The organism is Devosia sp. ZW T5_3, from assembly GCF_044987315.1.
Taxonomy (GTDB): Bacteria; Pseudomonadota; Alphaproteobacteria; order Rhizobiales; family Devosiaceae; genus Devosia.
In genome coordinates this window covers 71,139-93,695 of sequence record NZ_JBJDRE010000009.1, presented here as the reverse complement: position 1 = coordinate 93,695, position 22,557 = coordinate 71,139, and the positions used below count along the sequence as shown (strand labels likewise).

Annotated in this window: 21 protein-coding genes and 2 tRNA genes; 11 read left to right on the top strand and 12 right to left on the bottom strand. The window is 62.1% G+C overall.

From position 1 onward, the window contains the following. The first annotated feature begins 38 nt into the window (after window positions 1-38). The 6 genes from ACI3KW_RS12890 (at window position 39) to cls (ending at window position 5,449) form a co-directional block, all read left to right on the top strand. Window positions 39-1,253 carry a benzoate/H(+) symporter BenE family transporter gene (locus ACI3KW_RS12890; protein WP_404848411.1) on the top strand — a complete coding sequence of 405 codons (1,215 nt, stop codon included), beginning with the start codon at window positions 39-41 and terminating at the stop codon, window positions 1,251-1,253. Continuing rightward, window positions 1,250-1,861, top strand: coding sequence for a molybdenum cofactor guanylyltransferase (locus ACI3KW_RS12885; RefSeq protein ID WP_262168253.1), 612 nt, complete (start codon window positions 1,250-1,252; stop codon window positions 1,859-1,861). The genes ACI3KW_RS12890 and ACI3KW_RS12885 overlap by 4 nt, the downstream gene beginning before the upstream one ends. A 103-nt stretch (window positions 1,862-1,964) precedes the next feature. Then, window positions 1,965-2,040 (top strand) — tRNA-Asn (locus ACI3KW_RS12880). A 133-nt stretch (window positions 2,041-2,173) separates the two neighbouring features. After that, window positions 2,174-2,638, top strand: a complete 465-nt coding sequence (locus ACI3KW_RS12875) for an SRPBCC domain-containing protein (protein WP_262168254.1) — start codon at window positions 2,174-2,176, stop codon at window positions 2,636-2,638. Window positions 2,639-2,802: 164 nt separating this feature from the next. After that, on the top strand, window positions 2,803-3,852 hold the full coding sequence (locus ACI3KW_RS12870) for a cysteine synthase A (protein WP_262168255.1): 1,050 nt from the start codon (window positions 2,803-2,805) through the stop codon (window positions 3,850-3,852). A 145-nt stretch (window positions 3,853-3,997) separates the two neighbouring features. Further along, window positions 3,998-5,449 (top strand): cardiolipin synthase, encoded by a 1,452-nt coding sequence (cls, locus tag ACI3KW_RS12865; RefSeq protein WP_262168256.1) that lies wholly within the window; start codon window positions 3,998-4,000, stop codon window positions 5,447-5,449. A gap of 207 nt (window positions 5,450-5,656) precedes the next feature. Here the strand turns inward: cls and ACI3KW_RS12860 are convergent, their stop codons facing one another. The 5 genes from ACI3KW_RS12860 to ACI3KW_RS12840 form a co-directional block, all read right to left on the bottom strand. Then, window positions 5,657-6,691 (bottom strand): amino acid ABC transporter substrate-binding protein, encoded by a 1,035-nt coding sequence (locus tag ACI3KW_RS12860; RefSeq protein WP_262168257.1) that lies wholly within the window; start codon window positions 6,689-6,691, stop codon window positions 5,657-5,659. Between the two features lie 105 nt (window positions 6,692-6,796). Next, the gene (locus ACI3KW_RS12855) at window positions 6,797-7,597 is read right to left on the bottom strand and encodes an amino acid ABC transporter ATP-binding protein (RefSeq protein WP_315974524.1); all 801 of its coding nucleotides are present in this window, start codon (window positions 7,595-7,597) and stop codon (window positions 6,797-6,799) included. 4 nt (window positions 7,598-7,601) lie between these two features. After that, window positions 7,602-8,723 carry an amino acid ABC transporter permease gene (locus ACI3KW_RS12850; RefSeq protein WP_404848482.1) on the bottom strand — a complete coding sequence of 374 codons (1,122 nt, stop codon included), beginning with the start codon at window positions 8,721-8,723 and terminating at the stop codon, window positions 7,602-7,604. Between the two features lie 9 nt (window positions 8,724-8,732). Next, window positions 8,733-10,271, bottom strand: coding sequence for an amino acid ABC transporter permease (locus ACI3KW_RS12845; RefSeq protein WP_404848410.1), 1,539 nt, complete (start codon window positions 10,269-10,271; stop codon window positions 8,733-8,735). Between the two features lie 202 nt (window positions 10,272-10,473). Continuing rightward, window positions 10,474-11,493: an amino acid ABC transporter substrate-binding protein gene (locus ACI3KW_RS12840; RefSeq protein WP_404848409.1), complete on the bottom strand. Its 1,020-nt coding sequence runs from the start codon at window positions 11,491-11,493 to the stop codon at window positions 10,474-10,476. A gap of 226 nt (window positions 11,494-11,719) precedes the next feature. On the opposite strand from ACI3KW_RS12840, the gene metC reads away from it, so the two are divergent. Beyond that, window positions 11,720-12,907 carry a cystathionine beta-lyase gene (gene metC, locus ACI3KW_RS12835; protein WP_404848408.1) on the top strand — a complete coding sequence of 396 codons (1,188 nt, stop codon included), beginning with the start codon at window positions 11,720-11,722 and terminating at the stop codon, window positions 12,905-12,907. On the opposite strand, the gene ACI3KW_RS12830 is transcribed toward metC, so the two are convergent. Beyond that, window positions 12,895-13,641 (bottom strand): phosphatase PAP2 family protein, encoded by a 747-nt coding sequence (locus ACI3KW_RS12830; RefSeq protein WP_404848407.1) that lies wholly within the window; start codon window positions 13,639-13,641, stop codon window positions 12,895-12,897. The genes metC and ACI3KW_RS12830 overlap by 13 nt on opposite strands. Before the next feature lie 101 nt (window positions 13,642-13,742). Here ACI3KW_RS12830 and ACI3KW_RS12825 point away from each other — a divergent pair. From ACI3KW_RS12825 to ACI3KW_RS12810, 4 genes are all read left to right on the top strand, one after another. Then, window positions 13,743-13,819: transfer RNA gene (locus tag ACI3KW_RS12825), tRNA-Pro, on the top strand. Window positions 13,820-13,896: 77 nt separating this feature from the next. Next, window positions 13,897-14,202: an ETC complex I subunit gene (locus tag ACI3KW_RS12820; protein ID WP_113120625.1), complete on the top strand. Its 306-nt coding sequence runs from the start codon at window positions 13,897-13,899 to the stop codon at window positions 14,200-14,202. 95 nt (window positions 14,203-14,297) lie between these two features. After that, a complete protein-coding gene (locus ACI3KW_RS12815) occupies window positions 14,298-15,017 on the top strand; it encodes a sulfite exporter TauE/SafE family protein (RefSeq protein WP_262168263.1) in 720 nt (239 codons plus the stop codon). Between the two features lie 58 nt (window positions 15,018-15,075). Then, the gene (locus ACI3KW_RS12810; protein ID WP_404848406.1) at window positions 15,076-15,939 is read left to right on the top strand and encodes a TraB/GumN family protein; all 864 of its coding nucleotides are present in this window, start codon (window positions 15,076-15,078) and stop codon (window positions 15,937-15,939) included. An 8-nt stretch (window positions 15,940-15,947) separates the two neighbouring features. On the opposite strand, the gene ACI3KW_RS12805 is transcribed toward ACI3KW_RS12810, so the two are convergent. The 6 genes from ACI3KW_RS12805 to ACI3KW_RS12780 form a co-directional block, all read right to left on the bottom strand. Continuing rightward, complete coding sequence (locus tag ACI3KW_RS12805; RefSeq protein WP_404848405.1) at window positions 15,948-17,099, bottom strand: Gfo/Idh/MocA family protein; 1,152 nt, start codon at window positions 17,097-17,099, stop codon at window positions 15,948-15,950. Window positions 17,100-17,290: 191 nt separating this feature from the next. Then, window positions 17,291-18,346 carry a sugar phosphate isomerase/epimerase family protein gene (locus ACI3KW_RS12800; protein ID WP_404848404.1) on the bottom strand — a complete coding sequence of 352 codons (1,056 nt, stop codon included), beginning with the start codon at window positions 18,344-18,346 and terminating at the stop codon, window positions 17,291-17,293. Window positions 18,347-18,493: 147 nt separating this feature from the next. Continuing rightward, window positions 18,494-19,636 (bottom strand): Gfo/Idh/MocA family protein, encoded by a 1,143-nt coding sequence (locus tag ACI3KW_RS12795; RefSeq protein ID WP_404848403.1) that lies wholly within the window; start codon window positions 19,634-19,636, stop codon window positions 18,494-18,496. 6 nt (window positions 19,637-19,642) lie between these two features. Then, entirely contained in the window at window positions 19,643-20,392 is a 750-nt protein-coding gene (locus ACI3KW_RS12790; RefSeq protein ID WP_404848402.1) for a sugar phosphate isomerase/epimerase family protein, read from the bottom strand. 171 nt (window positions 20,393-20,563) lie between these two features. Then, window positions 20,564-21,655 carry an ABC transporter ATP-binding protein gene (locus ACI3KW_RS12785; RefSeq protein ID WP_404848401.1) on the bottom strand — a complete coding sequence of 364 codons (1,092 nt, stop codon included), beginning with the start codon at window positions 21,653-21,655 and terminating at the stop codon, window positions 20,564-20,566. A 4-nt stretch (window positions 21,656-21,659) separates the two neighbouring features. After that, a complete protein-coding gene (locus tag ACI3KW_RS12780; protein WP_113123934.1) occupies window positions 21,660-22,550 on the bottom strand; it encodes a carbohydrate ABC transporter permease in 891 nt (296 codons plus the stop codon). Window positions 22,551-22,557: the final 7 nt, after the last annotated feature.

Below are 22,557 nucleotides of genomic sequence, written 5' to 3'. Positions count from 1 at the left end.
GTCGGGGCCGCATTGCCGCTCTATCCTGGGGGAACGCCGTGACGCATATACCAGCCGCCATCGCCGATGGCCGGCGCGACTATCTGCAACCGATCATGGCCGGCGCGCTGGCCGCCGTGGTGGGCTATGCCAGCACATTCACCCTGGTTCTGGCGGCGCTGACGGCGGCCGGCGCGTCCCCACAACAGGCGGGCTCGGGGCTGTTCTCGGTGTGCCTCGCCATTGGTGTGCTTAATATCGTGGTCAGCTCGCGGCTCAAGCTGCCGATCAGCTTTGCCTGGTCGACCCCGGGCGTTGCATTCATTCTGACGGTGGGCGAGCCGGTGGGCGGATTTCCGGCGGTGGCTGGGGCGTTTCTGGTGGCGGCGGGGCTGATCGTGCTGACGGGGCTGATCAAGCCGCTGGCGCGGCTGATCGCGGCGATTCCGGCTGCTATCGCCAATGCCATGCTGGCGGGCATGCTGCTGACGCTGTGCCTGGCGCCGGTCAATGCGGTGGCCGAAATGCCGCTGCTGGCGCTGCCGATTCTGCTGGCCTGGGTGATCGGGCTGCGGTTTGCCAAGCGCTATGCCGTGCCGATTGCGGTGGTGGTGACGGGAATCGTGCTGGCGACGACGACGCATCTGCCGCCGGGAACGCTGGACGGGACGTGGCCGAGTCTGGTGCCGGTAATCCCGGTGTTCACCTGGGACGCGATCATCCGCATCGGGCTGCCGCTTTATATAGTGACCATGGCCTCGCAGAATCTGCCGGGGCTGGCGGTGATGAAAGCCAATGGCTTTGAGCTGGCGCCGGCGCCGCTATTCGTCATGACCGGCATTGCCAGCGCGGTGACGGCGTTTTTTGGCGGGCATACAAGCAATCTGGCGGCAATTACCGCCGCGATCTGTGCCGGGCCTGAGGCGCATCCGGACAAGAGCAAGCGCTGGCCGGCGCCGGCTGCGGCGGGAGTTTGCTATCTGTTTCTGGGGGCAGCGGCGAGCTTGGCGGCGGCGTTTATTGCGGCCTCGCCGCCCTTGCTGATTCAGGCGGTGGCCGGGCTGGCGCTGCTGTCGAGCCTGGCGGCGGCGTTATCGGGGGCCCTCGCCATCGAGGAATCGCGGCTGCCGGCGATCTTCACCTTTGTCACCACCGCCTCGGGAATCACCATTTTGGGTGTCGGCGCGCCGTTCTGGGGGCTGGTGGGCGGGATCGCCATTTTGATTCTGTTGCGGCTGGGCATTGCGCGGCCCAAGGGTCCGGAGGGCATGTGAGCGCGCCCTACGCCGTCATCATCGCGGGCGGCCAGGGGCAGCGGCTGGGCGGCGTGCGCAAGGGCGATTTGCGGATCGGCGGGGTGAAGCTGGTCGAGCGGGTGCGGCTGGCGTTGGGCGATGTGGCGGAGCCACTGCTGCTGGCGACTGGGCCGGATGGAGATTCGTCGGCGGATGCGGGCTTGCTGGCGGTTCCTGATCTGGATGGACCGGTGGGCGGGCCGCTGGCCGGGTTGGCGGCGGCTGTGGACGCGCTGCAGCGCCGGGGGGTGCACAGCGGCGTACTGGTTTCGGTGGCGGTCGATACGCCATTTCTGCCGCAGGGATTCGCGGCGGCCATGGCGGCGGCGCTGGGGGATGCGGCGGCAGTCTATGCTGCGTGGGATGACGCCTTCTATCCGCCCAATGCGGCATGGAGGCTAGAAGCGCTGGGCGCTCTGCCCGGTCGGGTTCGTGCTGGTCTGTCGGCACCCAGCCTCAAGGCGCTGCATCAAGAGCTTGGAGCGCGCCGCCACGACTGGCGCGAGCGCTATGAGCAGGACCCATTTGCCAATCTCAACACGCTGGCAGACCTGATCGCGCTGCAGCGCCGGGCGCGTGAGCCGTGACAGCGATGTGAAGTTATTCACACCGGGCTGCAAAGAGGGCTTGGCAAAGCAAATCAAGTTCGGTACACGGACCTCGCCTTCGCAAGAAGGCCACCGAAAGTCTTCCGCGATAGCTCAGTTGGTAGAGCAAGCGGCTGTTAACCGCTGGGTCGTAGGTTCGAGTCCTACTCGCGGAGCCAATCGGTCGAAATACAAAAAGCCCAAGCCGGTCACCTGGCTTGGGCTTTTGTTTTGCTCCCTGCCAGCCGTGGCATTGCCTCGCCGCAGACGCGGGTTTAGGGAGGACATCACCCTGACAGAAAGGCGCCTTTCATGACCAGCAACGGCAATGGCAGCGATATCGACGGCGAAAGCCAGATCACCCTGACCCGCACGATCGACGCCCATATCGATGACGTGTTCGCGGCCTGGACCGATCCGGCGCTGATCGAGCAATGGCAGGCCGACGAGGCCGAGTTCGACGCGTTCGAGGGCGGCGAATATCGCTTCGTGACCTTTGGCGACGATGAAGACCCCGAGCAGCATGTGGTCAGCGGCGATGTGCTCAAATTCGTCGAGAACGAAAAGCTCGTCATGTCCTGGGTCAGCAAGGACGAGGACGAAGACGACAGCGATATGATCTTCGTGCTCGAAATCGACTTCAAGGCGATCGGCGAAGACCAGACCAAGGTGACCATTACCGAGCGTGGCCTGGCGCATGCCGATGCGGAATCGCGCATCTTTTCGATCGAAGCCTGGAATGCGGCACTGGAAGCATTGGCCGAGGTTATGGAATAGCGGGCGGATGGCGGGAATGATATTCCCGCCGATGACGCTATCGGCCAAAAGCCTTGCCTGACAATGGCTTGCGGCGAAATGGCATGCCATTCCCCTGCCGAAGGCTTGCGGCCATGAGTGGCGGCACATAGGTTCGCAGACAGTCCTTCAGAGATTGTCGATCCATGGCCAAGCACGAAGACCTGATTTCCGCGATCGGCAATACGCCGCTGATCCGTCTCAACCGCGTATCGGCGCTGACCGGCAGCGAAATCTGGGGCAAGGCGGAGTTTCTCAATCCTGGCCAATCGGTCAAAGACCGCGCGGCGCTGTTCATCATCCATGATGCGGTCAAGAGCGGTGCACTGAAGCCCGGCGGCACGATTGTGGAGGGCACGGCGGGCAATACCGGCATCGGGCTGACGCTGGTGGCCAATTCGCTGGGCTTCAAATCGGTGATCGTCATTCCCGAAACGCAGAGCCAGGAAAAGAAGGACGCGCTGCGCCTTTATGGCGCCGAGCTGATCGAAGTCCCGGCCAAGCCGTACAAAGACCCGAACAATTACATCAAGATTTCCGGCCGCCTGGCCGAAAAGCTCAACAAAGAGCTGCCGGAAGGCGCGATCTGGGCCAACCAGTTCGACAATGTGTCCAACAGGCGGGCGCATGTGGAAACCACCGGCCCCGAAATCTGGCAGCAGACCAATGGGCGGATCGATGGCTTTATCTGCGCCGTGGGGTCAGGGGGCACGCTGGCCGGCGTCGCCGAAGCGCTGCGGGCGCGCAGCAAGGATGTGAAGATCGGGCTGGCCGATCCGGAAGGCGCGGCGCTGTATAATTTCTACGCGCATGGAGAGCTGAAATCCTCGGGCAATTCGATCACCGAGGGCATCGGCCAGGGCCGTATCACGGCGAACCTGGAAGGGCTGACCGTGGACAATCCGTACCAGATTTCGGATGCCGAGGCCTTGCCTTATGTGTTCGACCTGCTTGAGCACGAGGGCCTGTGCCTGGGCGGCTCGAGCGCCATCAATATCGCGGGCGCCGTCCGCATGGCGCGGGATCTGGGGCCGGGCAAGACCATCGTCACCGTGCTGTGCGACTATGGCAACCGCTACCAATCCAAGCTGTTCAACCCGGAATTCCTGCGCGGCAAGGGATTGCCAGTGCCACGGTGGTTGGAAGAGCGGACGCCGATCGATATTTCGAGTGTGATCGCACCGGCGACGGTCTAGGCCGCTGCTGGCTTCGTGCCACGACCTCGTCCTTCGACAGGCTCAGGATGAGGTCTACTTGGGCTGTTTGGGTGCCGCGCAGCGCGCCCATTGTTCAACGCCGCTTGGCTGATACAGTGGCCCACCACGACTCCGGGCGGGCACATTGGTCGGCATTGAATATATTCTGGGCGCTATCATCGCGGATTTGCATGTTTTTGCGGCGATAACGGCCGCGATTTATCTGCTGGCGCTGGTTTGTGCGATTCGTGAAATCATGAATTCGCGGACATCGCAGGGCTCCATCGCCTGGCTGCTGTCGCTGACTGCATTGCCCTTTCCGACGGCTTTCATCTACCTGATCTTCGGGTGGAAGGCGTTTGACGACTATGCCACCGACCGCATCCGCAATGGCCGGTCCGCACGCCCGCTGCGGGCCAAGGACCTGGCGCTGATCGACCGGGAAACCAGCCATCTCTGGCCGGTACAGACCAAGGTATCGGAAGTGCCCTTCCTCACCGGCAATGATGTCGAACTGCTGGTCGATGGTCGCGCCACGTTCGATTCCATTTTCGAAGGCATCGCCAAGGCCAAAGAATACCTGCTGGTACAGTTCTATATCGTGCGCGACGACGCGCTGGGGCAGGAACTGGCCGAGCGGCTGATCGAGCGGGCGCAGGCGGGCGTGAAGGTCTACCTGCTCTATGACGATGTGGGCAGCACGGGCATGCCCAAGCGTTATCGCACGCAATTGCGCGAGGCCGGGATCAAGGTCGCCGGGTTCAACCAGCGGCACAAATTCCTGCGGTTTTATGGGCCGATGCGGATCAATTATCGCAATCACCGCAAGATCGTGGTGGTGGATGGCGAGCATGCCTGGGTCGGCGGGCATAATGTGGGCGTGGAATATCTCGGGCTGGACCCAAAATTTGGCCGCTGGCGCGATACACATGTGCGGGTGTCGGGCCCGGCGGCGCTCGGCTGTGCGCTGCTGTTCCGCGAGGACTGGCAATGGGCGACTGGCGAGGTTCTGCCTTCGACGCCGCCCGAAACGGTGGCAACGCCCGGCGACCAATCAGTGCTGGTGATGGGCAGCGGGCCGGCGGATAAGCTGGAAGAATGCGCCATTGCCTATACCGACCTGATCGGGCGGGCGCGGGAGCGGCTGTGGATCGTCAGCCCCTATTTCGTGCCGGACACCGATATCCGCACGGCGCTGTTTGCCGCCCAATTGCGCGGGGTGGATGTGCGGATCATGTTGCCCAATGAGCCGGACCATAAGCTGGTCTGGCTGGCCAGTATTTCTCATGCCGATGCGATGATCGAGCATGGCATATCGGTCTATCGCTATACCGATGGGTTCCTGCACCAGAAGGTGGTGCTGATGGATGACCAGATCGCCACGGTAGGCAGCGTCAATTTCGACAACCGCTCATTCGCCATCAATTTCGAGATCACACTGTGGTTTACCGACCGCAAGGCCATCGACGGGGTTGAGACGATGCTGCTGGAGGATTTCAAGAGCTGCCGGCAGGTGGGGCTGGACGAAGCCAAGGCCCGTTCCTGGCCGATGCGGTTCCTGACGCAGGCGGCGCGGCTGCTGTCGCCAGTGCTTTAGGTGCTAGGACCGATCGACATTCACCGATGCTGGCCTGCAAACGGCGGTTTACTGCGCTTCCGGTGCTCACGTACCCAAAAGTACGCTGCGCTCCGGTTCTCGAAAATCGCCATTTTCGACTCAGCCTGAGTGAATGTCGATTGGTCCTAAAAGCAAGGCCCACTCACATGGGCCGACTTCTCCCCCTAAGGGGGAGAGGTGAAGTGATCACATGATGGGCGGGGCGTAGAGGCGGCCGCCGTTGCTCCAGAGGGCGTTCTGGCCGCGCAGCAGGGCGGCGCCGGTTTGGGGCCCGAAATGGCGATCGTAGAGTTCGGCATAATTGCCGACGGCGCGGATGACATCGGCCATGAAGGTCTTCTTGAGACCCAGGGGCGCGCCGAAATCGCCTTCGACACCCAGGATGCGGCGGACCGCAGGGGTGCGCGCCGCCGAGAGCGACTCGATATTGAGGGCGGTGATGCCCACTTCTTCGGCGTCGATCAGGGTGAACAGCGTCCAGCGGACGATATTGAACCATTGGTTGTCGCCGTCGCGGACCACGGGGCCGAGCAATTCCTTGGAGATGCGCTCGGGCAGGATGCGGTGGCTGGCCGGGTCGGGCAGCGCGCGGCGAATGGCCTGCAATTGGCGGCCGGAGGCCGAGATCGCCTGGCAGAGGCCGCCTTGATAGGCCTGCGCCAAATCGGCCACGTCCTCATAGGGGACTTCGGTATAGCTGGCCTGGTTGGCGAAGAAGAATTCCTGCAGGCGCGCCAGATCCTCGCCGCCATCGATGACGCAGATGCTGATATCGTCCAGCTCGAAGGCGGAGACGACACCCAGCGATGACGGGACCATGAAGGCCTGGCCGTCGAAAAAGGCGGTGCCGACATAGCTCGCGCCGTAAAGGGTGTCGCGCCGCTCGGTCCAGGGACCGTTGCGGGTGAGCACGTCCACGGCGCCGGTCTGCAGCGGGGCGAAGCGGCTATCGCCGCGCAGCGGGCGGAATTCGATCAGGTTGGGATCGCCGAACACGGCGGCGGCAATGCCGCGGCAGAGATCGACATCGAAGCCGGACCAGCGGCCTTCGGCATCCTGCTGGGCGAAGCCGGGCAATTGGCTGGTGGCGCCGCAAATCAGAAATCCGCGGTCGCGCACGGTCTGCAATGTCGACTGGGCGGCAGCGGGCGCGACGGCAAGCGTCAGCACACAGGCGAGCCCTGCGGCGGCAGACAGTAATCGCGCGATGAAACGGGTCAAATCCGGCCGCCTTTCGGCGCACATATTGGCAGGCGCCCCCCGGCGGTCAAGCCACGCAAAGGAATGCCCTGCCGCTTTTCGACAGGGCATTCCGCTGTTTGCGATTTAATGCAGGATCTGGCTGAGGAACAGCTTGGTCCGCTCGTGCTGTGGCGCCGAGAAGAAGGCCTCGGGATCGTTCTGCTCGATGATCTGGCCCTGATCCATGAAGATGACGCGATTGGCCACCTGGCGGGCAAAGCCCATTTCGTGGGTCACGCAGATCATGGTCATGCCCTCTTCGGCGAGGTTGATCATCACCTCGAGCACTTCCTTGACCATTTCGGGATCGAGCGCGGAGGTGGGCTCATCGAACAGCATGATCTTTGGCTGCATGCAGAGCGAGCGGGCGATGGCCACGCGCTGCTGCTGGCCGCCCGAGAGTTGGCCGGGGAATTTGTTGGCCTGCTCGGGAATCTTGACCCGCTCCAGATAATGCATGGCGGTCGCCTCCGCCTCGGCCTTGGGAATGCCGCGCACCCAGATGGGGGCAAGCGTGAGGTTCTGCAAAATGGTGAGGTGGGGGAAGAGGTTGAAGTGCTGGAACACCATGCCCACTTCGCGGCGCACTTCATCGATGCGCTTGAGATCGGCGGTCAGTTCGGTGCCATTGACGATGATCTGGCCCTCCTGATGCTCCTCAAGGCGATTGATGCAGCGGATGAGCGTGGATTTGCCGGAGCCCGAGGGGCCGGCGATGACGATGCGCTCGCCGCGCATGACGCGCAGGTTGATGTCGCGCAGGACGTGGAAATCGGCATACCATTTGTGCATGCCGATCACGTCGATGGCGACATCGGTGTCGGACACGGTCATCTGCGAGGTGTCGATGGCGCGCTCGACAGTGGTTTCGGAAACTTGGCTCATGATCTTACCTCTTGTGCCCGGTATCCAGCCGCCGCTCCATCCAGAGCGAGTAGCGGGACATGGCGAAACAGAAAACCCAGAAGACGGCAGCAGCAAAGACATAGCCGGTCACGGCCTGGGTGGGCGATGACCAATTGATGTCGGAGCTGGCCGATTGGACGGTATTGAGCAGGTCGAAAATACCGACGATGGACACGAGCGAGGTGTCCTTGAACAGGGCGATGAAGTTGTTGACGATGCCCGGGATCACATGCTTGAGCGCCTGGGGCAGGATGATGAAATAGGTCCGTTTCCAGTAGCCCAGACCTAGCGACGCCCCGGCCTCATACTGGCCGCGTGGCAGGGCTTGCAGACCCCCGCGCACGGTTTCGGCCAGATAGGCTGACGAGAACAAGGTCACGCCGACCAGGGCTCGCAAGAGCTTGTCGACCGTCGTGCCGGTGGGCATGAACAGCGGCAGCATGATCGAGGCCATGAACAGCACGGTGATCAGCGGCACGGCGCGCCACAGCTCAATGAACATGACGCTGAGCGTCTTGATGATCGGCAGCTTGGACTGGCGGCCGAGCGCCAGCAGGATGCCGATCGGGATCGAGCAGATGATGCCGACGAGCGAGATGATCAGGGTGACGAGCAGGCCGCCCCATTGTTCGGTGGGGACATGGCGCATGCCGAACACGCCGCCATTGAGCAGGTAGAAGGCGACAATGGGGAAGACGACGAAGAACAGCACCGCATTGATGCGCTTGAACGGCGCCGAGGGCATGAGCAGCGGCACGATCAGCGCGGCGCCCAGCACGAAGACGATGTTGGGGCGCCAGTACTGATCTATTGGGTAGAAGCCGTAGATGAAGAAATTGAAGCGGGCATAGATATAGGCCCAGCAGGCCCCTGCCCCTTCAGCACGGCATTGTTCCACCGTACCGCCCGGCATGACGGCGTGGCCGATCAGGAAATTGTAGATCGGGGGCACGGCCCAGAGCAGAAACAGCATGCCCAGAATGGTGAGCAGCGTATCGGACGGTGAGGCGAAGAGGCTGCGGCGCAGCCAGGCGATGGGTCCCTCGGTGCCGCGGGGCGGCTGGCGGGCATCCACCATAGTGTCGCGAACGTAAGCGTGTTCCATGGTCATGTTCTAGCGCTCCACCATGGCCACGCGGCCGTTATACCAGTTCATGAAGGCTGAGGTCAGCAGCGAGAAGGTGAGGTAAACCGCCATGGTCAGGGCGATGACCTCGATGGCCTTACCGGTCTGATTGAGGGTGGTGCCGGTAAAGACGTTCACCAGCTCAGGATAGCCGATGGCCGCACCGAGGGACGAGTTTTTGGTGAGGTTGAGATATTGGCTGGTGAGCGGGGGCACGATGACGCGCATGGCCTGGGGGACGATGACCAGGCGCAGCCGGTCGCCTTCCTTGAGGCCAAGCGATTGAGCGGCTTCGGTCTGGCCCTTGTTGACCGAGCGAATGCCGCCGCGCACGTTTTCGGCGATGAAGGCGGCGGTGTAAATGGTCAGGCCAAAGACCAGAGCCACCAGCTCGGGCGGCAATTGCACGCCGCCGCGGAAGTTGAAGCGCTCCAGCACGGGCAGCTCGAACGCCAGCTGGGCGCCGGTGACCACATAGACCAAGGCGGGAATGCCGACCGCGATCAGGATCAGCAGTGCCAGTGGGAAGCGGCCTTCGCTGGGGGGACGACGCAGGGTGCCTTCGAGCGAAATCCAGCCCACGACGAGCCCGGCCACAGCCGCGCCGAGATCGATGGCGAATGGCGGCCAGCTCGGGAACATCGCCCGGAGCAGCGACGCCAGGATGACGAAGGTGATGGCGAAGGCGACCACGGCCCTGGAATACGGGGCAAAGCGGGTGAGCGAGGCCACGGCCGCAACTAGCGCCACCACCCAGGCAATTGCGGGTGAATTGGCCAAAACCGGCACGAATTGCGACAGCAGGGTAAAGGCCAGGGCGGCGACCAGGAAGATGACCACGGCGTCGGCTATCTTGGCGGCCTGTACCACCAGAGCGGGGTAACGGCCGGTGGCGGTGCGTTCGCGGGTGGCCCAGATGCCCACCGCTATTGCGGCAATGATGCTGATGGCGATGGCCAGCAGCACCCAGATGAACTCGCCATCGGGCATGGGGCGCGGCACCATAAGGCCGCGCTGGTTGATGAAGACATCCAGCGGCAATTCGAACGAGTTGCGGACTGCCGGCATCGCCTTGAGGACGGCGAAATACCAGAAGAACAATTGCAGCAGCAGCGGGATGTTGCGGATCGTCTCGATATAGACCGTAGCCACGCGGGCGATCAGCCAATTGGACGACAGCCGCGCTATGCCCAGGGTGAAGCCGAGCAGCGTGGCGAAGAAGATGCCGATGACGGCCACCAGCAGGGTATTGAGCAGACCGGCGAGGAAAGCCTGCCAATAGAATGAGGTTCGGCTCCAGGGGAACAGCGTGAAGCTGATGTCGAAGCCCGCGGTGCGGAACAGAAAATCGAAGCCAGTGGTCTTGTTTTGTGCGGCCAGGTTCTGGGCGGTGTTGACCACAATCCAGTAGAAGAAGGCGACGACCAGCCCGCCAACGATGATCTGGTAGAGGATACCCCGGAATACCGGGTCGTTCAGCAGCGAGGTGCGCGGGGCGCTGCTACCGATATTGTCTTGCACAGCCATTGGGCATGCATTCCTTTGCTGTGAACCGAGGCGCCGCTACGAACAGAGCGTCAATCGGGCATGACTTGGGCATAACCTGGCCTTCGCCAGGATCAACAAATCCCGCCGCCACCAGCAGGGCTGGTGATGTCAATTGTTCGAGGTCGCCGGTTCAAAACCAAAACCGGCGCTCCTTGGGGGAGCGCCGGGCTTGCGATTGCGATTAGCGGATCGGCGGCGCGTATTGCAGACCACCATTGGTCCACAGCGCATTGAGACCGCGTTCCAGCCCGATGTCGGTCGAGGGACCAACGTTGCGCTCGAAGGCCTCGCCGTAGTTACCGACCAGCTTGATGATCTGGTAAGCCCAGTCCTTGGTCAGCCCGATGGGGGCACCAAAGTCGCCTTCAACGCCGAGCAGGCGCTTGATGGCCGGATTATCCGAGCCGAGCATTTCATCAACATTGGCCGAGGTTACGCCCAGTTCTTCAGCTTCCAGAAGAGCGTAGTAAGCCCAACGGTTGATCTTGAACCACAGATCGTCGCCCTGGCGAACCACGGGGCCGAGGGGCTCCTTGGAGATGATTTCGGGCAGGATGATGTGATCATCCGGCACTGCGAACTTGGAGCGTTCAGCGGCCAGCGCCGAGGCGTCAGTGGTGTAGACGTCGCAACGGCCATCTTCATAGGCCTTCACGACTTCGTCCTGGTCGACGAACACGACGGTGTTGAATTCAAGATTGTTGGCAGCAAAGTAGTCGGCGGCGTTGAGTTCGGTGGTGGTGCCAGACTCGATACAGATGGCAGCGCCGGACAGGTCGAGCGCGGAGGCAATGCCATCTGCCTTGCGAACCATGAAGCCCTGGCCGTCATAATACATGGTGCCAATGAAGCTGATGCCCAGATCGGTATCGCGGCTCATGGTCCAGGTGGTGGTGCGCGACAGGATGTCGATTTCGCCGGCAGACAGCGCGGCGAAACGTTCCTGCGAAGTCAAAGGCGTGTAGCGAACCGAGTCGGCATTGTTGAAGATGGCGGCGGCAACTGCGCGGCAGAAGTCGACCTCGAGGCCGGCCCACACATTGTTGGCATCGGGAGCGGAGAAGCCGGCGACACCGCCGGTAACGCCGCATTGGAGATAGCCTTTGGCCTTTACATCGCTGAGCGTATCAGCGTGCGCAGCAGACGCACTGATGAGGCCTAGGGAGGCCGCAAGTGCGAACGTTACGAGCGTTTTTTGCATTGATTTTTGCCTTTAGTTTCCTGACCTGTGTCCCGAAAGCTCTTTTGACGAGAACGTCGTGGCTTCGGTGGCACCGCCGCCCTTTCAATGGCGGTTGTGATGCTGCTAAGCATGCAAGCGTCTATTGACCGTTGCGTCAAGGGCCGTTGACCCGTTGAGACAGTATGCCTGTCGCTTTATTAGACACTTATCCCGATTTGATGTGAATTTGAGCAGCGAGCCTAGCATGAGTGAGAACAAAAGCGGCAGTGCCGCTCAGCTTTCGGTGGAGACAATACTGACCCATCACGGGCGGCGGCCGGAGGACCAGTTCGGATTCGTCAACACGCCGGTCTATCGCGGTTCGACCATCCTGTTCAAAACACTGGATGATCTGGACGCGCAGGAGCAGCGCTTCCTATATGGCCGCGCTGGCAATCCAACGACCGAGAGCGTCGAGGCGGTGGTGACCGAGCTCGAGGGCGCTTACCGGACGAAGCTCGTACCTTCCGGCCTCGCCGCGATCACGATTGCGTTGCTGAGCTGCGTCAAGGCGGGCGACGACGTGCTGATCTGCGACAGCGCCTATGAGCCGGGACGCAAATTCGCCGATGGGTTCCTGACCAAGATGGGCGTGACGGCGCGCTATTACGATCCGCGCATCGGCGAAGGCCTGGCGGATTTGATGCAGCCCAATACCAAGGCCATCCTGGCGGAGAGCCCCGGCTCGCTGACATTCGAGGTGCAGGATATTCCGGCGCTGGCGCGGGTGGCCAAGGCGGGCGGTGCGCGGCTGATCGTGGATAATAGCTGGGCAAGCCCCCTCTATTACAAGCCGCTGGCGCTGGGGGCAGACCTCGTGGTGCATTCGGGCACCAAGATGTTTATCGGGCATTCCGACGCCTTTGCCGGCACGATCTCGACCACCGAAGAAGCGTGGAAGGATGTGGAGAACACGCGGGCGCTGCTGGGGTTCTTCACCTCGGGCGATGAGGCGTTCCTGGTGGCGCGGGGTCTCAAGACCCTCGCCATCCGGATGAAGGAGCATCAGGAGCGGGCGCTGGAGATTGCGCGCTGGCTGGAAGAGCAGCCCGAAGTTGCCTCGGTGTTGCACCCTGCCCTGCCCAGCCACCCGGACCACGCGCTCTTCAAGCGCGACTTTACCGGCTCGGGGAGCCTGTTTGGCGTGGTGCTGAAGCCGGCGCCGCGGGCCTCGGTAGCGGCCTTTGTCGATGGACTGGAGCTGTTCACCATGGGCTATTCATGGGGCGGCTATGAAAGCCTGTGCCTGCCGGTGAAGCTGGGCAAGAATCGCACAGCCAAGCCGTGGACGGAACCGGGCAATCTGTTCCGTCTGCATATCGGGCTTGAAGGCGTGGACGATCTCAAGGCCGACCTTGCGGCCGCTATCGCGCGCTACGTTCAGGCGCGCTGAGTAAGCAGCCGCCACACGCGGCGCAGATTTGGCACGCCACGGAAGCGGATCGTGCCGTCCGGCAATCTGGCAAAGAGCCAGCGCCGGGCGGCGAAGAAATTGCGCACAGCATAGGCCCCGATGCAGCCCAGGGCGAAGCCGGCGACCACATCGGTGGGATAATGCATGCCGATGACGATGCGCGAAAAGCCGGTCATCACGGCGATGAGCAGGAAGAGCTGGAAGAATTTGGGCGCCACGAAGCCGACAACCAGGGCCGTCGCCATGGCCGTGGTGGAGTGGCCCGACGGGAAGCTCTGGAACGTCGAATCATTGAGGATGCGCCTGAAGGCGAAGGCGCCGTGCTCGAGAAATTCGGCCGGCCGGCCGCGGCCAAAAAGCCGCTTGAGCCCATTGGCGAGGAGGCCCGGGGCGCCGACGCCGACGAAAATGAAGCTGGCCAGCATGGTCAATTCCCAGCTGGCCCGGCGATAATAGCCGGCGGGCAGCACGAAACGGCCGATCAGCGCCAGGATCATGACGATCAGCGAGGGGATCAGCACCCAGTCGGACAGGCCGAAATCGGTGAGGAAATAGAAAGGTCCGCGCCAGATATCGGGCCAGGCCGTCAGGCTTTGCGACACATAGGCATCGAAAAACATCAGCACGAACAGCACGGCAACCAGCACCGTGACGTAGTTGGGCCAGTTTTTCGAGGTGAGGCCGAGCGGCCAGCGTGCGGTCAGATTGGGCATGAGGGTTTGTGAACAACCACAATCAATCCGTCAACGGTGTGATATCGGCTTGGTTACGCTTGCCCTTTGGAAACGAACAGGCTAACGGAAGGCGGTGATCTCGGAGTGTAGCTCAGCCTGGTAGAGCACCGGTTTTGGGAACCGGGGGTCCAAAGTTCGAATCTTTGTACTCCGACCATCACATCAGCCGTTCCGGCGAGGTTATTATCGCAAGGCCTTCGGGCCTTGTCATGCGCATCGTGTTGAGGACTTTGCATGACCGCCCGCATCTATCGCCCTGCCCGCAACGCCATGCAGTCGGGAAAAGGCAAATCCCGGCAATGGGTTTTGGTGCATGAGCCGGCCGCGCCGCGCGAGATCGACCCATTGATGGGCTATACGACTTCCACCGATACCCGCCAGCAGATCAAGCTCAGCTTCGATACGCTCGAACTGGCAGAAGCCTATGCGCAGAAGAATGGCATCGCCTATACGGTGCAGCCGGCGCATGACGCCACGCCCAAGCGCGTGAGCTATCCGGACAATTTCCGTTCCGACCGCAAGACGCCCTGGACGCATTAGCCGGGCATGACATTTTGAATCCATAGAGCGCCGCAAGTGATTGTGGCGCTTTTGTTTTTGGAGATTGCAAACTGGAAACCGGCCTGCTGATCATATTGTGCGGCGCGGCCGCGGCCGGCTTTGCGCAGGGCGTGTCGGGCTTTGCCTTTTCGCTGGTGGCGCTGTCGTTCTGGGCTTGGGCGGTGGAGCCGCAATTGGCGGCGCCGATGTCGGTATTCGGGGCGCTGGCCGGGCAATTGGTCACGCTGCCCTGGGTGTGGCGGGGATTTGAACTTAGGCGGTTGTGGCCGCTGCTGGTCGGCGGGTTGATCGGGGTGCCGGTTGGCGTGGTGCTGCTGCAATGGCTTGATCCCACGGTGTTCAAGTTCGGGCTTGGGCTGTTCCTATTGATCTATTGCCCGCTGCTGCTGCTGTTGCCGGCTGGCTATACCTGGCGGCATGGCGGGCGTATTGCGGATGCGGTTTCTGGCTTTGTCGGCGGCACGCTGGGTGGCATTGGCGGCATGTCGGGGCCGGTGCCAACGCTGTGGACGACGCTGCGTGGCTGGGACAAGGACACGCAGCGCGGCGTGTTGCAGGCGTTCAATATTGCCATGCATGTGTCGACGCTCACCGCCTATGCCATTTCGGGCTCGATCACGGCACAGGCGCTGACTATGTTTGCCTGGATCACGCCGGCGCTGGTGGTGCCGGCTATTCTGGGCGTGTTGCTGTTCCGGCGGCTGAATGCCATCGCGTTTCGCCGGATTATCCTGAGCTTCCTGCTGCTGTCGGGCGCTTCGCTGGTGTGGGGCAGTGTCGCCGCCTGGCTGTGACTTTTCGGGTTTTGGCGCGGGCAATGTTCTGGCAGGGTGGGTCCAAAGGAGCCTTTGCATGACCAAATCGCTGTTTGCCCTCCCGGCCCTCCTCCTCGCGCTTGCGGCGCCCGCACAGGCGGCGCCAGCGCTGTGGTCGATCAGCGACGAGGACAGCACGATCTGGCTGTTCGGTTCGTTTCATCTGCTGCCGCCCGATCTGGAATGGCGGACCGATTTGTTCTCGGAAACGCTAGCAAAGGCCGATGTGGTCTACTTCGAGACCGATGTCGGCCCGGCGGCGCAGGCGACGCTGGGGGCCAAGAGTTTTGAGCTGGGCTTGCGGGATGACGGCAAGTTTTTAGCGCAAGCGCTCCCGCCGGATGTGGAGGCCCTGTTGCGCGAAGTTTCAGGCGAATATGCCGTGCCCATGCCGCTGCTCAATACGCTCAAGCCCTGGCTGGCTTCGATCACCCTGACCGCCGCGGTCGCACAGCGGGCCGGGCTCGATCCCAATAGCGGGGTGGATATCGTGCTGCAGCGGGAAGTGCCAGCAGAGCGGCAGGCGTATTTCGAAACGGGGGAGGAACAGCTTGCCTTGCTGGCCGATGGTTCGGAGCAGGAGCAGACCGACATGCTGGCGGCGACGCTCGCCGAGGTGGGCGGCATGAGCAAGATGCTCAGCAAGATGATCTCGGCCTGGACACGCGGCACGCCGGAAAACCTGGCGGCGTATTTCATGGAGGATCTGGGTACCGACGAGGCGGTGGTGATGGATCGCTTGATCTATGACCGCAATGAGCGCTGGGCGGAGACGCTGAAAGGCGTGCTGGCCGAGAATAAGAATGCGCTGGTGGTCGTTGGCGCCGGGCACATGATCGGTGATCGTGGGGTGCAGGCACTGCTTGAAGACGCTGGATTTGAGGTCCAGCGTCTTCAATAATTTGGGATTTAGACCGCGCTGAGCTTGGTCCACTTGCCGTCGGCCTGGCTCGAGGCCACCGACGCCATGATGAACTGCATGCCTTCGACGCCATCGGCCAGAGTGGGCAGCAGGCCTTCGTAAGCAGCGCCTTCACCGCGGATGACGGCGGCGAACTGGCTATAGAGCGTGGCAAAGGCTTCCAGATACCCTTCGGGATGGCCGGAAGGAATACGGACATTCATAGTCGAGGCGGCATTGCCGGAAATGGCACCGCCACGGGTCAGCAATTGCTTGGGCTTACCGAATTCGGTGAACCACATGTAATTGGGATTGTCCTGGCGCCATTCGAGGCCCCCCTTTTCGCCATAGATGCGCAGCTGGAGGCCATTTTCACAGCCCACGGCGACCTGGCTGGCCCAAAGCATGCCCTTGGCCCCGCCTTCGAAGCGCAGCATGATGTGGACATTGTCATCCAGCTTGCGGCCGGGGACGAAGCTGGTCAGATCGGCCGAGACGGAGTCCGTCTTGAGGCCGGTGACGAAGCGCAGCAGATTATAGGCGTGGGTGCCGATATCGCCGATGGCGCCGCCGGCGCCGGAGCGGGCCGGATCGGTGCGCCAGGCGGCCTGCTTGTTGTCGTCATCGGTGGCTTCGGCCAGCCAATCCTGCGGATATTCGGCCTGGATGACGCGAATCTTGCCCAAGCGGCCGGATTCGATCATTTCGCGGGCCTGCCGGATCAGCGGATAGCCGGTGTAATTGTGCGTCAGCAGGAACTTGGCGCCGTTCTTTGGCTTGATCTCGGCCAGCTTGCGGGCGTCTTCGATGGTCGAGGTGATCGGCTTGTCGCAGATGACGTGGATGCCGGCCTCGAGGAAAGCCTTGGCGGGGCCGTAATGCATGTGATTGGGCGTGACGATGGCCACGGCCTCGATGCCATCGGGGCGCGCGGCTTCGGCGCGGGCCATTTCTTCGTAGCTGGTATAGATGCGGTCTTCGGCAAAGCCGAGATTGCGGCCCGATTCCTTGGCCACTTCGGGGCGCGACGACAAGGCGCCTGCCACCAGATCGTAGTCTCCGTCGATACGGGCTGCCACGCGGTGCACATAGCCGATAAAGGCTCCCGTACCGCCGCCAACCATGCCCAGGCGAATGCGCTTTGCGCCGTTCTCAGCCATTGATGCCTCCTCAAGTTCTGTTCTTTTGCAACGCGATAAAAGCTCGCGCAAGACGGTCCCCTCCCCGTTGAGGAGAGGGTTAGGGTGGGGTGTCGAGCGCTCAGCCTACTCGATGGCCGAGCCCTACTGAAAGTACGACACCCCTCGCCCCTCCCCTCAAGGGGGAGGGGAGCCCACGTTGAGTGGGCAGGTCAGCTCAGACCCAAAATCTTCCGGTTGGCCGCCAGGTCAGTGCCGGCCGAGGCGAAGTCGTCGAAGGCGTGTTCGGTGACGTGGATGATGTGGTTCTTGATGAACTCGGCACCTTCGCGCGCGCCGTCTTCGGGGTGCTTGATGGCGCATTCCCATTCGAGCACGGCCCAGCCGGCAAAGTCATATTGCGCCATCTTGGAGAAGATCGAGGCGAAATCGACCTGGCCATCGCCCAGCGAGCGGAAGCGCCCTGCCCGGTTGATCCAGCTCTGATAGCCCGAATAGACGCCCTGGCGGCCGGTCGGATTGAACTCGGCGTCCTTGACGTGGAACAGCTTGATGCGCTCGTGATAGATGTCGATGAAATCGAGATAATCGAGCTGCTGCAGCACCATGTGGCTGGGATCGTAGAGGATGTTGGCGCGCGGATGGTTTTTCACGCGGTCGAGGAACATCTCGAAGGTGACGCCGTCGAACAGGTCTTCGCCGGGGTGCAGTTCGTAGCCGACATCGACGCCAGCTTCGTCAAAGGCATTGAGGATGGGCGTCCAGCGGCGGGCCAGTTCGTCAAAGGCTTCTTCGACCAGGCCGGCGGGGCGCTGGGGGAATGGATACAGGAACGGCCAGGCGAGCGCGCCCGAGAAGGTCGCGTGTTCGGTGAGGCCCAGATTTTTGGAGGCTTGGGCGGCCCAATGCAGCTGCTGCACGGCCCATTCCTGGCGAGCCTTGGGATTGTTATGGACAGATGCCGGGGCGAAGCCATCGAGCATGGTGTCATAGACCGGGTGGGCGGCAACGAGCTGGCCCTGGAGATGGGTCGATAGCTCGGTGATAGCGAGGCCATGCTTGGCGGCAGTGCCGGTCAGCTCATCGGCATAGGTCTTGGAGGTGGCGGCCTTTTCCAGATCAATCAGGCTGGTGACCCAAGTGGGGATCTGCACGCCCTTGTAGCCATAATTGGCGGCCCAGCCGCAAATGGCGTCGAAGGAATTGAATGGCGGCTTGTCTCCGGCGAATTGCGCCAGGAAGACTGCGGGACCCTTGATGGTGCGCATGAAATCTCTCTCCTCGTGAGGCGCTGAGGCGCCTTGGTCTTTTGCCGTTTTCAAACAGCGGACCTCACCCTGAGCGTGTCGCAGGGCGAGGTCCACTTTCAGCACATTGTTCGACAGGCCCAGGGGCCTGTCAATGAGGTACGAACCTCAAGCCTTCAAAAGCGCCTGTGCATCGGCGGGCGTGAGGGCCAGCGGACGCTCGCAGGTGGTCGACAGGGTGATGACCTGACCGGTCTCGCCGGCCTGGAGCAGGCTGGTGAGCACGTCGACAACATGCAGGGCGACATCGAGGCCGCAGCGCGCATTGTAGCCGCCATCGATCGAGGCGATCATGTCAGCCAGGCCCGCCGTGCGGTAATTGGCGCGGTGCACCGGCTTGTCGAGGTCCTGATTGGCGCGGCCAAAGGGGTGATCCCACGGAGTGACGGTGGTCTTGTCGCCGGCCCAATTGGTGGTGACCAGATCGCCGCCGAAGAAGTTCGGATCGGGCACAAAGATCGACCCGCCCGTGCCATAGAGCTCGATATTGTGGTGGCCATGGCTGGCAACGTCCCAGCTGGCGCCGATGGTGATCACGGCGCCATTGTGGAATTCGAGAATGCCGTGGATGGTCGTCGGCGTCTCGACCGGAACGGCCTTGCCCTTCATCGGACCTTCGGCAGTCACAACACGCTCGGTGCGCGCCATATTGGTGAAGGCCGAGAGGCGTTTTACCGGTCCGAGCAGGTGCACCAGGTTGGTGACGTAATATGGGCCCATATCGAGGATGGGGCCGCCGCCGGGCTTGAAGAAGAAGTCCGGATTGGGATGCCAGTGTTCCATGCCCGGCCCCATCACGTGGGTGGTGCCGCTCATGATCTTGCCGAGCTGGCCACTGTCGATGATGTCGCGAGCCTGCTGATGGGCGCCGCCGAGGAAGGTATCGGGAGCCGAACCCACTTTGAGGTTGCGCTCGTCGGCGGCCTTTTTCAGCGCCTTGCCTTCTTCGAGGCTGAGCACGAAGGGCTTTTCGGAATAGGCGTGCTTGCCGGCCGAGACGATATCCTTGGATACCGAATAATGGGTGGCGGGAATGGTCAGGTTGACGATGACGTCGAGTTCGCTGTTCTTGAGCAGCTCGTCGGGCGTCTGGGCGGCAACGCCGAATTCCTCGGCACGTTTCTGGGCCGCAGCGGGCAGAATGTCTGCCACCGCGCGGACCTCGAGCCCCTTGAACAGGGGCGCGAGGCGCAGATAGGCCGCGGAAATATTGCCGGCACCCATGATGCCGACGCCGTAGGTCTTTGCCATTTTAGCTTACTTCCACTTCTGGGCGGTAGCGATGGAGCGCGTGGCGAAACGCACTTCGTCGGAAGGCTTGTCGTGTTCGGCGACGAAATACTGCGCCTTGGTCTTGCTCTTCACCTTGGTGATGAGATTGTCCCAGTCGAGCGTGCCATAGCCCACATCGGCCCAGCCATCTTCATCGGCATTCTCGCCCGCTGGCGCGATGTCCTTGACGTGGACGGCGGTGATGCGGTCGCCATAGCGGTCGAACCAGGCGATGGGGTCGGCCTTGCCGCGCACGATCCAGGCTACGTCGGCTTCCCATTCGATATTGGGAGCGGTTTCGAGGAGGATTTCCATCGGGGTGCGGCCCGACGTGGTGGGCACGAATTCGAAATCGTGATTGTGCCAGCCGAAGCCATAGCCGTGCTTGGTGTAGGTCTCGGCGTGGCCGGCCAGCGTCTCCGCGAGCTTGAGCCACTTGGATTCGTCGGCGCTACGATCTTCGGCGCCGATATGGGGCACAATGATCTTCTTGATGCCGAGGGTTTCAGCGGTCTTAAGCGTGGCGGAGACGTCGGCGACCTGAGCCGGACCAAAGTGGCCGGTCGGCATGGTGAGGCCATTCTTCTTGAGATTGGCGGCCAGACCGGCCGCGTCTGCATAGAGACCACCGAAGCCTTCGACCTGCGTGTAGCCAAGCTTGCCAAGGGTTTCTAGGAAGTCGGGCAGCGAGGGGACGTTGCGAGCGCTATAGAGCTGGAATGACAGTTCGGTCATGGGGGCCTCTTGATAATTTTGGGCTGGTGCCCGGTCGACGGGCAAGGAGGTAGTGCGTTTGTGTTGCGCTGTCCCGCCGCAAAGGCAGGCGATCCGCCCGAAAAGTAATGTACCGGAGCGGCCAGCGGATGATGGGGCGCCGCGCAGTGCGCGACGCCTCGATAATGAGTGTCAGAGCCGGTTGGTCGAAGCCGTGTCGAACAGCGAGCCGCGCGCCGGATCGAAGCCGACCAGTACCTTCTGGCCGACAGTGAGATGCACATCGCTATCGGCGCGGAAGGTCACGGCATGGTTGCCGATCTTGGTCCAGGCCAGCGTGTCCGAGCCCATGGGCTCGACGATTTCGATTTCGACTTCGGTGGAAAAGGGCATGGCCTTGGCCGCATCGCCGAGCAGGATGTGTTCCGGGCGAACGCCGAGCACCGCCTTGGTCGAGCCAGTCGGTGCCTTGTCGAACACATAGCGGCCCACCGGAACGACAATGCCGTCATCAGTGGTGAAGATCGGCTCGGTCCCGCCGGCCAGCGTGCCGTTGAGGAAGTTCATCGAGGGCGAACCGATAAAACCGGCCACGTAGAGATTGACGGGCTTGTTGTAGATGGTGTGCGGATCCGACAATTGCTGGATCTCGCCGTTCTTCATGATGGCGATTCGATCGGCCAGGGTCAGCGCCTCGATCTGGTCATGGGTGACGTAGATCATGGTATTCTTGAGCCGCTGGTGCAGCCGCTTGATCTCGACGCGCAGGTCGCTGCGCAGCTTGGCATCGAGGTTGGACAAGGGTTCGTCGAACAGGAACACGTCCACGTCGCGCACCAGGGCCCGGCCGATGGCCACGCGCTGGCGCTGGCCGCCGGAGAGATTGGCGGGCTTGCGCTGCAGCAAGGGCTCGATCTGCAGGATTTCGGAGGCGCGCTTGACGCGGCTTTCGATCTCGTCGCGCTTCATGCCGGCAACGCGCAGGCCGAAGGAGAGGTTCTTTTCCACCGTCATCTGCGGATAGAGCGCATAGGACTGGAACACCATGCCGATGCCGCGATCCTTGGGCTCGGCCCAGGTGACGTTCTTGCCGCCGATGAAAATCTGGCCTTCGGAAACATCGAGCAGGCCGGCAATGCAATTGAGCAGAGTGGACTTGCCGCAACCCGAGGGGCCAAGCAGCACGATGAACTCGCCCTGCTTGACGTCGAGATTGAGGCTCTTGAGGACCTGGACCGAGCCGAAATTGAGCGACAGGTCTTTGACGGAAACGCTGGATTGCATGTGCTTATCCCTTCACCGCGCCAGCGGCGATGCCGCGCACGAACCATTTTCCAGAAACGAAATAGACGATCAGCGGAACGGCGGCCGTGAGAATGGTGGCGGCCATGTTGACGTTGTATTCGCGTACGCCCTGGACGGAGTTGACGATATTGTTGAGCTGGACGGTCATCGGGTAGTTCTGGGTGCCGGCGAAGACGACGCCGAACAGGAAGTCATTCCAGATGCCGGTGACCTGCAGGATGATGGCGACCGCAAAGATCGGTAGCGACATGGGCACCATGATCTGGAAGAAAATCCGCCAGAACCCTGCCCCATCCACACGCGCCGCCTTGAACAATTCCTGCGGCAGCGACGCAAAATAGTTGCGGAACAGCAGGGTCAGGATCGGCATGCCGAAAATGGTGTGGATCAGGATGACGGCCCAAAGCGTGCCGAAAATCTTCATCTGCGCGGTGATCATCACCAGGGGATAGAGCATCACCTGATAGGGAATGAACGAGCCGAGCAGCAGCACGGTGAAGAAGAATTCGGAGCCCTTGAACCGCCAGTTGACCAGCGCATAGCCGCTGACCGCAGCGATGAACACCGAGACGATGGTGGAGGGCAGCGTGATCTTGACCGAGTTCCAGAACCCGGGCGCCAGACCGTTACAGGTCAGGCCCGTACAGGCGCTGGTCCAGGCTTTTACCCAGGGCTCGAAGGTGACTTCGAGCGGCGGGGCGAAGATGTTGCCCCAGCGGATTTCGGGCAGGCCCTTGAGCGAGGTGGTGATCATCACATAGAGCGGCAGCAGGTAATAGAGCGCTGCGACGATGATGATGCCGTAGATGATGATCCGCGTAGGGGTAAAGAACGAGCGCGGGCGGGGTCCGCTGGCTTCTGCGTTTGTGGTCATGACCGGT